Source organism: Streptomyces sp. NPDC001156 (genome assembly GCF_053598275.1).
The window spans coordinates 1-12338 of sequence record NZ_JBSFJX010000224.1 but is presented as its reverse complement, the minus strand read 5'-3'; the positions used below and the strand labels follow the sequence as shown (position 1 = coordinate 12338).

The following is a 12338-nucleotide window of genomic DNA, read 5'->3' as shown; positions in this document are numbered from 1 at the left end:
GCGACGGCCTTGGCCTCGTCGGGGATCTCGTCGAAGTGCCGGCCGATGAACCGCTTGGCCGAGTAGATGGTGCCCTTGGGGTTGAGGATCGCCTGACGCCGGGCCAACTGGCCCACCAGCCGCTCGCCGGTGTCGGTGAAGGCCACCACGGACGGTGTCGTGCGGTTGCCCTCGCTGTTGGGCACGACGGACGGCTCGCCGCCCTCCCACACGGCGATCACCGAGTTGGTGGTGCCCAGGTCGATTCCCACTGCCTTGGCCATGAGGAACTCCTCCCGGTGCGGCGGCCTGCGCCGACTCTCCAGATCACGTTCGTTCAGGTACGGGTGGGACCTCCGCCGGTGGTCTGCAGCGCGCCGATCAGCCGTACAGCCTCGTCGGCGACCGCCTCGTCGGCGACCGCCTCGTCGGCGACCGCCTCGTCCACGACGACCTCGTACCGGCTCGGCTGCATCGAGCGGAGCGAGGCGACATCCCGGCGACCGCCCTGCAGGGCGTGCAGCAGCATGCCGAACAGCGCGCCGACGATCGCTCCGAAGATCAGCCCGTACAGGGCGAGGAGCGGGGCGGAGACGACGGGGTCGAGCCAGTTCACAAGGCCGAAGATCCAGCCGATCAGGACACCGGGGAGCGCACCGCTCGCCGCACCGTGAAGCGCGGCCCTGCCGTAGTCCACCCCGCCGATCACCTGATCGACCAGGCGCACGTCCTGGCCGATGATCGCCACCCTCTCCACGGGAAACCCATGGTCAGAGAGGTGGTCAACGGCTCGTTCGGCTTCCCCGTACGTCTTGCACGAGGCAACCGGCCTGCGATGCTGCTCGGTCATCGCCCAGCCCTTCCTGCCGGTGCGCACGGAGGGTTTCGAACACTCCCCAGGGTGGCGAGCCGAGTGGCTCCACGCCTGCGCCTGGCGAGTCAGAAATGCACGGGTCCGGTCGCCCCACGAGTACGAGAGGAAGAATCCGAACATCTCGGATAAGCCGGCCCGCGAGCGGGTACCCGGAACACCGCTCGCCTCCCTGAAGGCTCGGGGAGAACGGAGTGATCCCATGTCCGGCAGCCGGGCGCACAACCTGTACCGCCGCAGCTGCGACCGGGAGGGCAGTCTTCCGCGGGGCAGCGCCGGGCGGCCCCCCATGGCCGCGCGGAGAGGGCCCCGCCCACCCGTGCCAACCCCAGCCGACCATGCCCCCCACGAAATGATGGTGCTCTCCCGCGCCCTGTTCGACACCCTGGACGAAGGCGAGATCTTGCGCCTGGCCATGGACCACATAGCCGCCGCAGGGCCATACAGCGCCGAGGCCGGATACCTCAGGGTGGACGGCGACCTGGTCCCCAGCCCGAGGAACGGGCGGGTCCATGCCTTGGCCGTGGACCGGAGGGTGCGGGAGCTGGCCGGGCAGGACGGCCATGTGACCGTATCCGGCAGTCCCTGGGGCCGGGCCCTGGGGTTGCGCGGACTTGAGGGACTCAACGGCTACCTCGTGGTGACGTCCCGCTCCCAGCCCACCGAGGCCGAGCGCTCCCTGCTCGCCACGCTCGTCCGGCACACCGCTGCTGCTCTGTCAGTCGCCATCGCACACCGCCGCCAACGCGAGGACGCGCTGGAGCTGTACCGGCTCAGAGAGGAACGCACAGCCCTCCAACGGCAGCTGATCTCCGTCGTGGCTGAGCTGGGGTACCAGCGGGCCGTTCACGCGCTCATGACCGACGTTGCTGCCTCGGGCGGCGGCGAGGAAGCCATCACCCGCGCACTGCATGGGCTCACCGGACTCCCCGCGCTGGTCGAGGACCGCTTCGGTCGGCTGAGGTCCTGGACCGGCCCCAGCCGCCCCGACCCCTATCCGGAACCGGACCCCGTGCGCCAGGACGAAATGCTGCACGCCGTCGCCCGTCAGGCCGGGCCGGTGCGGATAAGGGACCGGCTGATCACCCTGATCCGCCCGCACGGCGAGATCCTGGGCGTGCTCGCCCTGGTCGATGCCCGGGACGAGGCCGACGAGCACACCGTGCTCGCGATGGAACACGCCGCCACGTCGCTCGCCCTGGAGCTGGCGCACCTGCGTAATCTGGCCGAAGTGGAGCTGAGGCTGCACCGCGAGCTGGTAGACGACCTCCTGGCAGGGACGGACGAGGCGAGCGCCTACGCCCGGTCCGAGGCAGTCGGACACGACCTGCACCGCAGCCACTACGTCGTCGTGGTGCAGTGGTCGAAACGGACCGCGGACGATTCCTTCGCGCAGACCGTGGGCCGGGCGGCCTCTGCCGTGGGCATGCGCTCGCTGCTGACCCGACGCTCCGACCACGTGGTCCTGGTCGCCGACGACAGGCCGCACGCCCGCGCGCTGTACGAGGCGCTCGCCCGGGAGACCGGGACACGGTCCGGGACGATCGGGGTGAGCGCCCCTTGCGACTCCCTGGACGACATCCCCCACCGCTACCAGGAGGCGCAGCGCGCCCTGGAAGTGCGCCGCCACTCCCGCGAGCGCTACGGCACGACGTTCTTCGACGAGCTCGGCCTCTACCGCATCCTGGGACCCGGCAACGATTACCAGGAACTGGAGACGTTCGTCCACGAGTGGCTCGGGCAGCTCATCGACTACGACTCCCGGCACCACGCGGCCATGGTGGAGACCCTGTCCCGGTACTTCGACTGCGGCGGCAACTACGACGAGACCGCCGAATCCCTCGCGATCCACCGCAGCACGCTGCGCTATCGGCTCCAGCGCATCCGCGACATCAGCGGCACCGACCTCGCGAACGTCGAGGACCGGCTCAACCTCCAAGTGGCGACCCGAGTGTGGAAGATAGTGCTGGGCGGAGCCGGCTGATACACCGCTAGGTGACTGGTGTTGAGCGCCTCCGGGCTGTGGCCAGCACAAAGGGGTTAAGACACGTTGACCGGTGAGGGCGGGCTACTGCAGCAGCGGGTCAAACGGCTGCCGGAGTCCGCTATTGAGGGTGTCTTGGCGCGTGTGCCATCGCGGGAGTTGCCTCCCTACTTGCCTGGGGGATCATGCTCGTCAAGCGTTGCCTGGCTATCTGCGTCGCGACGCGGGGTCTCCCGGGCGGAGGCCTGAGGCGTCCGCCCGGGAGACCGCCTGCTCGCTACCTGACGCCGGTCGAGGTGACCGGAGCGGCGGTGGGCGAACCGGCGTAGGTGAAGCGCCAGTAGCCGTCCGACGCCGCCTTGACGGTGGTCTTGAGGGAGCCTGTGCTGCTGGACGTGATGCCCTTGACGTTCACGTAGTTCTTGGTGCCGGCCTTGCGGAACTGCAGGGCGGCGGCCTTCTGGCTTCGCTAGCCGCCGTACTTGTGCGTCTCCCAGTTCGCACGCCGGCGGTCCTGAAGATGACCGCGCGGGCGACGTGGGCGCACCGTGGCCGACGGTCGAGGTAGCAGGTGTGGCCCGCGCGGCCGGACGCTTCATGTGGTGACCTTGGCGATGAACGCGGTGAGGTTCGCGACGGTCCGCTGGATCTTCTCCTCCAGGGTGAGCGACTCGTGGAGCCGCGCACCGGCGCCCGCGTCCTTCTTGCCGCGCACGTACAGCGGGCACGCGAGGTCGCTGCATATGTAGGCGCCCACGGTGTTGCCCTGCTGCCCGGCCTTGCCGGCCTTCGGGGCCACCATCAGCGAGACGCCTCCGGTGTGGGTGGTCAGGCACATCGAGCACATGCTGCGCCGCATCTGCCAGGAGGCAGGGCTCGGGCAGCGGAGGGCGAGTGCCACCGTGCGGCCCTCCAACTCGGTGGCGAGGTAGGCACGGTCGGGCGCCTGGGGGTCACGCCAGCCGAGGAAGTCCAGGTCGTCCCAGGGGCGCTCGTCCAGGTCGCGGGGGAGGGACAGGCGTTTCGCCTCGCCCTTCGTGCAGTTCACGAACGCAGTACGGATCTCTTGCTCAGTCAGCGGCTTCATGAGTGGCAGGCTAATTTGCCTAAAAGCTTTAGGCAAATGCATAATGGTCGTCGTTGGATAGGAGGAAGGTTATGGTTCGAGCAGGGCTGACCGTGGAGCGTCTGACCCGGGCGGGGGCGGAACTGGCCGACGAGGTCGGCTTCGACCAGGTGACGGTCTCGGCGCTCGCCCGGCGGTTCGACGTCAAGGTCGCGAGTCTGTACTCGCACCTGAAGAACTCCCAGGACCTCAAGACCAGGATCGCCCTGTTCGCGCTGGAGGAACTGGCCGACCGGGTCGTCGCCGCCCTGGCCGGGCGTGCCGGCAAGGACGCCCTGGCCGCCTTCGCGGACGCCTACCGCGACTACGCCCGCGAGCACCCCGGCCGCTACGACGCCGCCCGACTCCGGCTCGACCCCGAGACGGCGGCCGCCAGTGCCGGCGTTCGGCACGCACAGATGACGCGGGCGATCCTGCGCGGCTACGACCTGGCGGAGCCGGACCAGACGCACGCGGTCCGGATGCTGGGCAGCGTCTTCCATGGATACGTCAGCCTGGAGATGGCCGGAGGCTTCAGCCACACCGCCGTCGACTCGCAGGAGTCCTGGGCCTGGATCTTGGATTCCCTCGACGCTCTGCTACGGAACCGGACCACCCCTTGACCAGCAAGGGCCCTCATCGGGGGCGGTCCGCCGCGCCGCGCACCGACGCATCCGAACAATCCCGAAATCTTGATCAACAGGCCGAGGCTATGAGCACTGAGCACGACTGGATCACCACACCTGTCACCGCGGACATCCTGCGCGGCTTCCTCGACGTGGAGCCGACGGCCCACGGCCTGCTGCCGCATCGACTGCCCGCTCGAGCGCGTCGGCAGATCCCCGACGATCAACTGGCCATGGCCGAGGCCCAGCCGTCCGGCGTGCGGTTGGCCTTCCGCACCCGGGCCACCACCATCGAACTGGACACGCTGCCCACCAAGCGGGTCTACCGAGGTCTCCCGGCCCCGGCGGACGGCGTCTACGACCTGCTGGTCGATGGCAGTCTCGCTGCCCAGGCCACGGTGACCGGCGGTAACGTCCGCATGATCGACCTGGCCGCCCAGTCCGTCGAACTACACGAGGGGCCCGCCGGTACCGCCCGATTCACCGATCTGCCGGCGGGTGACAAGGCCGTCGAGATCTGGCTTCCGCATACGGAGATCACCGAGCTGATCGCCCTGCGTACCGATGCACCGGTCGAGGCGGCGCCGGACAGCGGACGCCGGGTGTGGCTGCACCACGGCAGTTCCATCAGCCACGGCTCCAACGCCGCCCACCCGACCGCCATCTGGCCGGCCCTGGCCGCAGCCCAGGGCGGAGTGGAACTGGTCAACCTCGGGTTCGGCGGCAGCGCGCTGCTCGACCCGTTCACCGCCCGTGCGATGCGGGACACCCCCGCGGACCTGATCAGCCTCAAGGCCGGCATCAATGTCGTCAACACCGACGCGATGCGCCTGCGTGCCTTCACCCCTGCCGTCCACGGCTTCCTCGACAGCATCCGCGAGGGGCATCCGACAACGCCGCTACTGGTCGTGTCTCCCGTCCTGTGCCCGATCCAGGAGGACACCCCCGGCCCCCTCGCGCCCGACTTCGACGGCGGGACCTTGCGCTTCAGGGCCACGGGCGATCCAGCCGAGCGCGCCGCCGGGCGCCTGACGCTCAACGTCATCCGCCACGAACTCGCCCGGATCGTCGAAGAGCGGTCCGCTGACGACCCGAATCTGCACCACCTCGACGGCCGTGACCTTTACGGCGAGGCGGACTACGCCGAATTCCCACTGCCCGACGAAGTCCACCCCGATCCCGCAGGACACCGCCGGATCGCCGAGAACTTCGCGCGACTCGCGTTCGGCGACGGCGGTCCCTTCGCCGCCGTGACCGGCTGACACGATCGCGGTCACGCAGACCGTGATCGCTGCGCGGCCGTGCTCCCTGCTCCAGCCGGGTCAGACGGCCTGGGCGGAGCCAGCGGCGTCCAGGGCCTGATCACATTCCGGGGTGAAGTCGGGTCTTGAGGCGTCGCCAGCAGGTGTTGGCGCAGCCGCGGGTGCCGAAGGCTTGGCGGATGTCGGCGCGGGATTCCCGGCGGAACCCGTGCAAGAGCGCGAGGCCGACTTCCACGACCTGGCGGCGGGTGCCGATTTCGGTACCGTGCTCGGTGCCGCGGCGGGCGATCACGCGCTGATGCCCATCGTGGACCTCACGACGGTAGTTGGCGTGATCCTAGCCGCAGTCGGCGTGGGTGACCAGCACAGGTAGAAGGCGAGCTCGCCGGTGGTCCGGTTGCGGCGGATGAGGAGGTAGTGGCCGCCGTGGCCGGTCTGGACCCAGGCCCAGTCGTAGTAGCGCGGGCCCTCGAGGCCTGTGCCGGCGCCCTGTGGTGGTGCTCCTCGCCGTAATCGGGCGCAGAAGTCGTATATGAACGATCAAATTTTCAGGAGACGGTGGAAGCGGGTGGAATGGTTCACACGGGCCATGACCGAGCGCTGACAAGTCAGTTGGAGTGGGAACTTTCCGTTCCAGGGGGTTGACGGGACACTCTCGCGAGGCCATCTTGAACGATCAAATCTGGGTTTCGGTCGTCGATGAGTCGTCGACGGGAGCCGTGTTGTGGTGCGCTCAGCGACCCGTCGGTGAACAGCGAGGAGGCCACGGTGAGTTCGTTGCGGATGGTGTTGGGTGCGGGACAGACACCCCCGGGCGCCGGGGGAGCGAGGCCGCGGCGACTGGCCGCGGCGGCGACGGCCGCGATGGTGTGTGCGTCGGTGCTCGCCGGATGCAGCGACTCGGGCTCCTCGGACTCCAAGGGCGGGCCAGAGAAGTCCAACGACCGCGGCCCGATCACCCTCGCCACCGGCAAGGACACCACCGGCACCCTGCAAAGCCAGCTGGACCGCTGGAACAAGCAGCACCCCAGCGAGAAGGTCACCCTCGTCGAACTGCCGGAGAGCGCGGACCAACAGCGCCAGCAGTTCATCCAGAACGCCCAGACCAAGTCGGACGCCTACTCCGTGCTCAACCTCGACCCGATCTGGGTCGCCGAGTTCGCGGCCAACCAGTGGATCGACGAGCTGCCCGCCAAGGAATTCCCCCTCGACAAGATGATCCCCGCAGTCGTGAAGACCGGGAACTACTTCGGCAACCAATACGCGATCCCGTTCAACACCAACGCCGGTCTGCTCTTCTACCGCAAGGACCTGCTCGGCAAGATCAACGCTCAGCCGCCGACCACCTGGGCCGAGATGAAGCAGGACTGCGCGAAGGTCCGTCAGCTTCCCGAGGGCAAGGGCATCGGCTGCTACGCCGGTCAGTTCGACAAGTACGAGGGCCTCACCGTCAACTTCTCCGAAGCCGTGGCCTCCGCGGGCGGCAGCGTCGTCGACGCCAACGGCAAGGCGACGGTCGACACCGACGCCGCCAAGAAGGGCCTGCAGTTCCTCGTCGACGGCTTCAAGGACGGCACCATCCCCAAGCAGGCCGCCACCTACGAGGAGGAGGACGGCCGGCGCGCCTTCCAGGCGGGCAACCTGCTCTTCCACCGGCAGTGGCCGTACCAGTGGACGCTTGCCAACGCCAAGGACGGCTCCAGCAAGGTGGCCGGAAAGTTCGGCGTCGCCACGCTGCCGGGCCTCGACGGGCCCGGCAAGTCGAGCCTCGGCGGGCTCGACCTCGCGATCAGCAAGTTCGCCAAGCACAAGGCGACCGCGCTCGACTTCATCAAGTTCTTCTCCAACGAGGAGAACGCCCGCACCAACCTGAAGGTCACCTCGGCGGCCCCGCCGTACACCGATCTCTACGACGACCCGGCGCTGCGCAAGCAGTTCCCGTACCTGGACGCGCTTAAGCAGTCCCTGGCCACGGCGACACCCAGGCCTGTCGTGGTGCACTACGGCGACGCCACCGCCGCCATCCAGGAGAGCGCCTCAGCCGCGCTGAGCGGCTCGACGCCCGTCGACGCGGCCCTCGCCGACATGCAGAAGAACCTCTCCGCGGCGATTGCCGAGAAGTAGGCGGGTCCGCTCGTGTCCGTGATCACCTCGACGCCGGGGCGCACGGCCCCGGCGTCCCGGCCCGAGCGCACCTCGCGCCGCGCCGGGACCGGCCGCCTGGCCGCGGCCCTGCTCTCGCCGACGCTTCTGGTCCTCGCCCTGGTCATCGGCTACCCCGTGGTGGCCGCTCTTCGGCTCTCCTTCCAGGTGTCCACCGAGGGCATTGATCCGCACACCGGTTTCGTGGCGAACACCTCCCACTACGGAACCGGCAACTACGCCACCGTCTTCTCGGACGACCGGCTGCTGCGCCCCTGGTGGAACACCACATCCTTCGCCCTGGCCTCGGTCACCCTCGAAGTCGTCATCGGCGTGTTCATGGCGCTGGTGATGCACCGTGCCTTCCGCGGCCGCGCGCTCGTCCGCGCCGCCGTCCTCGTGCCCTGGGCCATCCCCACCGCGATCTCCGGAATCCTCTGGAAGTGGATCTTCAACAGCCAGGGAGTCGCCAACCAACTCCTGGGCAGCCAAGTGCTGTGGAACAGCGACGGGTTCCACGCCTGGCTCTCCGTGGTCATCGCCGACACCTGGAAGACCGCACCGTTCATCGGTCTGCTCGTCCTCGCCGGACTGCAGATCATCCCCGGCGAGTTGTACGAGGCTGCACGTGTCGACGGCGCCTCGTCGTGGCGTGTCTTCTGGCGGATCACCCTGCCCCTGGTCCGCCCGGCCCTCGTGGTCGCCGTCCTGTTCCGCCTCCTGGACGTACTGCGCATGTTCGACCTGCCGTACGTCCTGGTGGGGCCACGCAAGCACTCGGTCGAGACGCTGTCGCTGTCCGCCTTCAACGAGATGACCAATCTGCGCTTCGGCTCGGCCGCCGCGTACGCGACCGTCCTGTTCGTCTACATCGCCATCGTCGCCCTCGCGTTCGTCAAGCTGTTCGGCGCCGATCTGCTCGGCCGGGGCACCAGGAGTGAGTCATGAGCACGCTGTCTCTCACACGACTGCCACGGCGCGGGGCGAGGGGAAGGAGGGGGACCGGGGCCTGGGCCCAGCGGCTCGGCATCGCCGCCGTCGTCGCGTACTGCATCGCGCCGTTCTACTGGATGGCGGTCTCCAGCCTGCGCAGGCCGGCCGACCAGTTCTCGAACGCGCCCCTGCCCGCCCCGGCCTCCTTCGACAACTACACGGCGGCTTTCGATCCGAACAACGGGTTCGGCCGAGCCCTCGTCAACAGCCTCGTCGTCGCCGGAATCACCACCGCCGTCACTCTGGCCGTCGGCATCTTCGCCGGATACGCCCTGGCCCGACTGCAATTCCGCGGCAAGACCCTGATCCTGACACTGATCATCGCGGCGTCGATGTTCCCGCCGATCATCCTGGTGGTCCCGCTGCTCCGGCTCTTCACGGACGTCGGCTGGATCAACACCTACCAGGCGATGATCGTCCCGAGCATGAGCTTCTCCCTGCCGCTGGCCGTGTGGAACCTCACCGCGTTCTTCCGTCAGATGCCAGCCGAGCTGGAGAAGGCCGCGCAGGTCGACGGATGCACACCGGCGCAGGCATTTCGCAAGGTCGTGCTTCCGCTCGCCGCGCCGGGCGTGTTCACCACGGCCATCCTCGTCTTCATCAGCGCCTGGAACGAATTCCTTATCGCCGTCAGCGTGGTGAACGACCGTCACATGATGACGGCCAACGTGATCCTTTCCCTCTTCACCGGGCAGTACAAGTACGACCAGCCGTTCGGCACGCAGATGGCCGCCGGGGTCGTGGTGACCTTGCCGCTCGTCGTGGCCGTGTTGTTCTTCCAGCGGCGGATCGTCGACGGCCTCACCGCGGGAGGGCTGAAGTAATTGACCGCCCCGACCAGCGACCGTCCCGCTCCGGCTGCCGACGCATGGGTGCTGGCCACGGACGATGCTCACCGGGGCCCCGGCCCCGGGGACCCTCAGGTAGCCGCGCTCGTCGACTATCACCCCACCTTCACCGGCAACGGCCGTTTCGCCGCACGCGTCCCCGCGGCCGGCAACGGCTTCGCAGAGGCTCCCGTCCGCACCCAGTTCCACGTCGCCGGCTTCTACACCGGCCGGGACGGCACATGGTCCCGAAAGGCGTCCCTGCCCGCGTGGTCCACGCTCGATGTGAGCGACGGCAGCGGTTCGTTCAACTCCGCATTCACCTGCCCACCCGGCGCGCGCGAGAGCGCACCCGACGAGGGCGAGTGGCCGGCCGGCGAGGACTGGGCCCCGGTGAGCAGCCCGCGCGCCGGGGCGGCGCGCGGCATCGAGCGGTATCGGCAGTGCCTCGACCTGCGTACCGGGGCCATCACCACAGACGCCCGCTGGACCTCACCGGCGGGCCGGATCACCGACGTGCGCTACGAGGTGTTCACCGATCGGTCCCGGCCGTGCGTGGCCGTCGTGAGCGTGACGGTCACGCCCCACTGGGAGGGCGAGCTCGTCGTCACCGACGCGCTGGACGAGCGTGCCGCGCTGCGCGCCCGGACCGCGGGGCGGGGCGGGGGCCACGGGCAGATCTGGACGCTTGTGGAGGCCGAGGGCAGCGGCGTCACGGCCGCGCTCGTCTCCGTCCTGCACGGACCCGGCCACGTCGAGCCCGTCCCGGAGCCGGACGGCACCGCGGCGCAGACGATCCGCGTCCGCACCTCCCCGGGACGCCCTCTGGCGTTCACCAAGTACGTGTCCGTGGTCACCTCCCACACCACGGACGAGCCGCTGAGCACAGCCCGGGCCCACGCCGAGCAGGCCGCCCGCGAGGGACACACACGACTTGCGGACGACAACCGGCGCGTCTGGCAACGCGAATGGGAGAGCGACATCGTTATCCGCGGCGATGCCCTGCTGCAACGCCGCGTGCGAGCCGCGAAGTTCTATCTCCTCACGAGCGTGCACGAGGACTCGCCGTGGTCACCGTCGCCCTCCGGACTGTCCAGTGACGGCTACAACGGCCACGTCTTCTGGGACACCGAGACCTGGATCTGGCCCGGCTTGCTCGCCCAGCATCCGCAGATCGCGCGAAGCGTTCTCGACTACCGGGTGGCCCGGCTCGACGCGGCCCGTGCCGCCGCGGCCGCCGGGGGGCCACCGGGGCGCTCGCTTCCCCTGGGAGAGCGGGCTCACCGGTGACGAGGACACCCCTGCGTGGGCGCCCTTCGGCCGCCTCGAACAGCACATCAGCGCCGATGTGGCTCTGGCCTTCTGGCAGTACTGGCTCGCGACCGGCGACAAGCCGTGGCTGCGCTCCGTGGGACTGCCCGTGCTGAGCGCCGTCGCGGACTTCTGGACGAGCCGCGTCACCACCGACGCCGAGGGACGTTGCCACATCAACGGCGTGATCCCGCCGGACGAGTACGCCATGGGACCGCACGACGACTCCGTCTACACCAACGTCGCCGCCCGGGAATCCCTGCGTTTCGCTGCCGGCGCCGCCGAGGCCCTCGGCGAGAGCGCCGACCCGCGATGGGCCGAGGTATCGGATCGCATCGTCGTTCCGTTCGACGAAGTACGGGGCATCCACCCGGAGTTCGCCGGGTACCAGGGCCAAGTGATCAAGCAGGCCGACGTGGTGATGCTCACCTACCCGTGGGAGAACCCGCAGCCCCCGGAGGTCACGCGTGCCGACCTGGAGTACTACGCATCCCGTACCCACGAGGACGGGCCGTCGATGACGGACTCGGTCCACTCCATCGTCCATGCCGAACTAGGCAACGCCAAGGCGGCCTTCGAGTACACCCGGCGCAGTGTCGAACCGTTCGTCAGACCACCCTTCGAGCAGTTCGCCGAGGCCCGCACCGGTGGTGCCTTCACGTTCCTGACCGGGCACGGCGGCTTCCTGCAGGAGTTCCTCTACGGCTACTCGGGGCTGCGCTGGCGCGCCGACCGGGTCGTCCTCGCGCCGATTTTGCCCGGCTCGCTGGAAGGTGTCACCCTTCAGCGGCTCCGCTGGCGGGGCCGTGTCTTCGACGTGGACATCCGACACGACGGTACGACCGTGCGGCTCCACACGGGTGAGCCGCTCCCGGTGGAGACGGCGGGCACGGTGCGGCACGTACCGGCCGGGGGAGAGGTCACCGTCGCCACACGGACGCCTGCGCCGCACGGTTGAGGGGCTGCCGCCGCACGCATCGGGCCGCTAAGAGCTCTCACGTAACGCGAGGCTGGGCGTGTCTCACCGTCGTGGGTGCATTGCTTACCGGAGCTTGAGGTTGTGGTGTGCGGCGACGCCGGCTACGGCGTGATTGATCGCGTTGCCGCGGCGTCGGCACTGGCGCAAGATCTGGTGGTCTTTGAGGCTCTCCCGGCATGTGTGTGGGCGCGTGGAGGGGATCTCGGCGTCAAAGCGCTGACCGGGTTGGACGATCCTGTCGGGGGCGGTGGAATGTAGG

13 protein-coding genes and 2 pseudogenes are annotated in these 12338 nt (G+C 69.1%); 8 read left to right on the top strand and 7 right to left on the bottom strand.

The window, feature by feature from the left end:
- Positions 1 to 263, bottom strand: a 263-nt coding sequence (locus ACWDA7_RS44280) for an Hsp70 family protein (RefSeq protein WP_450612733.1), incomplete at its 3' end; no start/stop codon positions are given.
- Between the two features lie 53 nt (positions 264 to 316).
- Positions 317 to 829: a general stress protein gene (locus ACWDA7_RS44275; RefSeq protein ID WP_450612731.1), complete on the bottom strand. Its 513-nt coding sequence runs from the start codon at positions 827 to 829 to the stop codon at positions 317 to 319.
- 310 nt (positions 830 to 1139) lie between these two features.
- Here ACWDA7_RS44275 and ACWDA7_RS44270 point away from each other — a divergent pair, with 310 nt between their 5' ends.
- On the top strand, positions 1140 to 2834 hold the full coding sequence (locus ACWDA7_RS44270; protein WP_450612735.1) for a PucR family transcriptional regulator: 1695 nt from the start codon (positions 1140 to 1142) through the stop codon (positions 2832 to 2834).
- Positions 2835 to 3111: 277 nt separating this feature from the next.
- Here the strand turns inward: ACWDA7_RS44270 and ACWDA7_RS44265 are convergent, their stop codons facing one another.
- Both ACWDA7_RS44265 and ACWDA7_RS44260 read right to left on the bottom strand, forming a co-directional pair.
- A complete protein-coding gene (locus tag ACWDA7_RS44265) occupies positions 3112 to 3249 on the bottom strand; it encodes a hypothetical protein (RefSeq protein ID WP_450612729.1) in 138 nt (45 codons plus the stop codon).
- Positions 3250 to 3429: 180 nt separating this feature from the next.
- A complete protein-coding gene (locus ACWDA7_RS44260) occupies positions 3430 to 3921 on the bottom strand; it encodes an FBP domain-containing protein (RefSeq protein ID WP_450612727.1) in 492 nt (163 codons plus the stop codon).
- Between the two features lie 71 nt (positions 3922 to 3992).
- Here ACWDA7_RS44260 and ACWDA7_RS44255 point away from each other — a divergent pair, with 71 nt between their 5' ends.
- The gene (locus ACWDA7_RS44255) at positions 3993 to 4562 is read left to right on the top strand and encodes a TetR/AcrR family transcriptional regulator (protein ID WP_450612726.1); all 570 of its coding nucleotides are present in this window, start codon (positions 3993 to 3995) and stop codon (positions 4560 to 4562) included.
- 89 nt (positions 4563 to 4651) lie between these two features.
- Positions 4652 to 5827 (top strand): GDSL-type esterase/lipase family protein, encoded by a 1176-nt coding sequence (locus tag ACWDA7_RS44250; RefSeq protein WP_450612724.1) that lies wholly within the window; start codon positions 4652 to 4654, stop codon positions 5825 to 5827.
- 100 nt (positions 5828 to 5927) lie between these two features.
- Here the strand turns inward: ACWDA7_RS44250 and ACWDA7_RS44245 are convergent, their stop codons facing one another.
- Both ACWDA7_RS44245 and ACWDA7_RS44240 read right to left on the bottom strand, forming a co-directional pair.
- Positions 5928 to 6119, bottom strand: a complete 192-nt coding sequence (locus ACWDA7_RS44245) for a hypothetical protein (protein ID WP_450612722.1) — start codon at positions 6117 to 6119, stop codon at positions 5928 to 5930.
- Between the two features lie 59 nt (positions 6120 to 6178).
- Positions 6179 to 6319 (bottom strand): annotated as a pseudogene (locus tag ACWDA7_RS44240) (IS701 family transposase); the annotation flags it as partial.
- Positions 6320 to 6595: 276 nt separating this feature from the next.
- Here ACWDA7_RS44240 and ACWDA7_RS44235 point away from each other — a divergent pair.
- From ACWDA7_RS44235 to ACWDA7_RS44215, 5 genes are read left to right on the top strand one after another with little or no spacing between them, the layout of a single operon-like run.
- A complete protein-coding gene (locus ACWDA7_RS44235; RefSeq protein ID WP_450612720.1) occupies positions 6596 to 7951 on the top strand; it encodes an ABC transporter substrate-binding protein in 1356 nt (451 codons plus the stop codon).
- Positions 7952 to 7969: 18 nt separating this feature from the next.
- Complete coding sequence (locus ACWDA7_RS44230) at positions 7970 to 8917, top strand: carbohydrate ABC transporter permease (protein WP_450612718.1); 948 nt, start codon at positions 7970 to 7972, stop codon at positions 8915 to 8917.
- A complete protein-coding gene (locus tag ACWDA7_RS44225) occupies positions 8914 to 9786 on the top strand; it encodes a carbohydrate ABC transporter permease (RefSeq protein WP_450612716.1) in 873 nt (290 codons plus the stop codon). Before ACWDA7_RS44230 ends, ACWDA7_RS44225 begins: the two co-directional genes overlap by 4 nt.
- Positions 9787 to 11079, top strand: coding sequence for a hypothetical protein (locus ACWDA7_RS44220; RefSeq protein WP_450612715.1), 1293 nt, complete (start codon positions 9787 to 9789; stop codon positions 11077 to 11079).
- Complete coding sequence (locus tag ACWDA7_RS44215; protein WP_450612713.1) at positions 11012 to 12058, top strand: glycosyl hydrolase family 65 protein; 1047 nt, start codon at positions 11012 to 11014, stop codon at positions 12056 to 12058. Before ACWDA7_RS44220 ends, ACWDA7_RS44215 begins: the two co-directional genes overlap by 68 nt.
- 84 nt (positions 12059 to 12142) lie before the next feature.
- On the opposite strand, the pseudogene ACWDA7_RS44210 reads toward ACWDA7_RS44215, so the two are convergent.
- Positions 12143 to 12338 (bottom strand): annotated as a pseudogene (locus tag ACWDA7_RS44210) (hypothetical protein); the annotation flags it as partial.

What these genes read in the sequence shown, in the direction of transcription:
- ACWDA7_RS44275 (WP_450612731.1), bottom strand. Translation starts at nt 829, where the DNA reads ATGACCGAGCAGCATCGCAGGCCGGTTGCCTCGTGCAAGACGTACGGG.
- ACWDA7_RS44270 (WP_450612735.1), top strand. Translation starts at nt 1,140, where the DNA reads ATGGCCGCGCGGAGAGGGCCCCGCCCACCCGTGCCAACCCCAGCCGAC.
- ACWDA7_RS44225 (WP_450612716.1), top strand. Translation starts at nt 8,914, where the DNA reads ATGAGCACGCTGTCTCTCACACGACTGCCACGGCGCGGGGCGAGGGGA.
- ACWDA7_RS44250 (WP_450612724.1), top strand. Translation starts at nt 4,652, where the DNA reads ATGAGCACTGAGCACGACTGGATCACCACACCTGTCACCGCGGACATC.
- ACWDA7_RS44255 (WP_450612726.1), top strand. Translation starts at nt 3,993, where the DNA reads ATGGTTCGAGCAGGGCTGACCGTGGAGCGTCTGACCCGGGCGGGGGCG.
- ACWDA7_RS44260 (WP_450612727.1), bottom strand. Translation starts at nt 3,921, where the DNA reads ATGAAGCCGCTGACTGAGCAAGAGATCCGTACTGCGTTCGTGAACTGC.